Source organism: Rhizobium sp. PDO1-076, from assembly GCF_000247475.1.
Taxonomy (GTDB): Bacteria; Pseudomonadota; Alphaproteobacteria; order Rhizobiales; family Rhizobiaceae; genus Allorhizobium.
Genome location: NZ_AHZC01000263.1, coordinates 1 through 1,605 on the forward strand (window position 1 = coordinate 1; position 1,605 = coordinate 1,605).

4 protein-coding genes are annotated in these 1,605 nt (G+C 56.2%); 1 reads left to right on the forward strand and 3 read right to left on the reverse strand.

Going from position 1 to position 1,605, the window contains the following annotated elements; translation table 11 throughout:
- From PDO_RS14570 to PDO_RS28380, 3 genes are all read right to left on the reverse strand, one after another.
- On the reverse strand, positions 1-263 hold a 263-nt coding region (locus tag PDO_RS14570; protein ID WP_007603101.1), incomplete at its 3' end, for an NYN domain-containing protein.
- Positions 260-487 carry a hypothetical protein gene (locus PDO_RS14575; RefSeq protein ID WP_007603103.1) on the reverse strand — a complete coding sequence of 76 codons (228 nt, stop codon included), beginning with the start codon at positions 485-487 and terminating at the stop codon, positions 260-262. The genes PDO_RS14570 and PDO_RS14575, both read right to left, overlap by 4 nt.
- Positions 488-591: 104 nt before the next feature.
- Positions 592-735 carry a hypothetical protein gene (locus PDO_RS28380; RefSeq protein ID WP_007603104.1) on the reverse strand — a complete coding sequence of 48 codons (144 nt, stop codon included), beginning with the start codon at positions 733-735 and terminating at the stop codon, positions 592-594.
- A gap of 313 nt (positions 736-1,048) precedes the next feature.
- On the opposite strand from PDO_RS28380, the gene mobQ reads away from it, so the two are divergent.
- Positions 1,049-1,605: MobQ family relaxase (mobQ, locus tag PDO_RS14580; protein ID WP_007603105.1), on the forward strand; the 557-nt coding region annotated here is incomplete at its 3' end.

The following is a 1,605-nucleotide window of genomic DNA, read 5'->3' on the forward strand; positions in this document are numbered from 1 at the left end:
GTATAAAGCAGATCCATGGCATCGATGATCATCGCGCCGTCGGTGGCGTTCTTGCCGGTCGTGTAAGCGAACTGCTGAACGGGCTGAATGGAATGTTCAAGCAGGCATTGTTTCCAGCCGTTGAGATTGGGTTTGGTCCAATCCCCGTAGATGCGCTTCACACTGACAGTGCCATAGGTGGCGACCTCTGCGAGCGGGCCAGTGATGATTTTTGGCGAGGCGTTGTCGCCATCAATCAGAAGAGCGAGTGTGTCGGAACTCATAACGAAAACTTCCCTTCCGGATGTTCACCGCGCCAGGCGAGGATCATGCCACCGCTGAGATCCTGCATTTTAATATGGGCGAGATTGGAATTGGCACGCAGAAGCCGTGCCGCCAACTCGACAAGATCAGCGTCCGCCTCGTGGCTGTAGATGACGGTGAGCTGTTCGTCGCCATCAAGGATCTGGATTTCGGAAAGTGTTTTGGCAGGGCTGTTATCGTTCATCAGTGGCCTCGCTCTGTGAGCAGCACGGTCTTTGTCCGTGCTGTCGCTTTGGCAACTTCTTCGCTGGTCCGGACCAGGTATCGCAGCTTCGTCGTTTGCCATGATCAGGTATTTTGCCCTTGGATGAAGAAGGTTGCAAGACTGACCGCGAATACACCTGCCGTAAGCATCATGATGCCGAAGTTGAAGCGGCTCCGCGTTTCGACGCTGTCTCGATGAGCGTTCACCAGCCATTCGAAAAAGTGCATCACCAGATTTCCCACGAGTAGCGCCAGGCATGCGGATATTCCAAAAGCGAGGCCTCATTCTTCCTTGTGATTGTCTCCATGTTGCGCCAGGCCGTTGATCGCTGGCGTATCTCAAGGGGACTTCGAAAACCGACATCTCGTCAATAGCCGGCGACTGAGATTCTTTACGGAGATTCTCCGTTTGGATTTGAGCTTTCCCCTTGCGCCACACCGCGAGCTTGAAGTAGCATAGTGAATGAAAGTTAAGGGCGCACTTACGGGTTGCTGCGCAACCCAACGCGTCGATCGAGGATCGAGAACGGAGATGGATCGAATGGCGATCTATCATTTGAGCATGAAGCCTGTAGCGCGCGGCTCTGGCCGAAGCGCAGTGGCTGCTGCGGCCTATCGATCCGCCACCAAGATCGAAAATCAGCGCGATGGCCTGGTGCATGATTTTCGCGCCAAGCAGGGTGTCGAACATGCCGAGATCGTGCTGCCTGAAGGCGTATCTGCTGATTGGGCCAAGGACCGCGCTGCTCTGTGGAATGCGGCGGAGTTTGCCGAGACCCGCAAGGACGCGCGCGTCGCCCGCGAATTCGAGATCGCCTTGCCGCATGAGCTGTCGTCGGAGCAGCGGATTGATCTGGCGCGAGAGTTTTCACAAGGACTGGCGGATCGCTATGGCACAGCTGTGGATTTTGCCGTGCATCAGCCGCATGTCGAAGGCGACGTTCGCAACTTTCATGCGCACGTTTTGATGACGACGCGAACTGTGGGACCGGACGGGCTTGGGGCCAAGACGCATATCGAGCGAGCCAACAAGGAATTGCTGCCCGAGGGTCTGCCGACCTCGCAGATGCAGATCCGCGATATCCGCCAGTCGTTCGA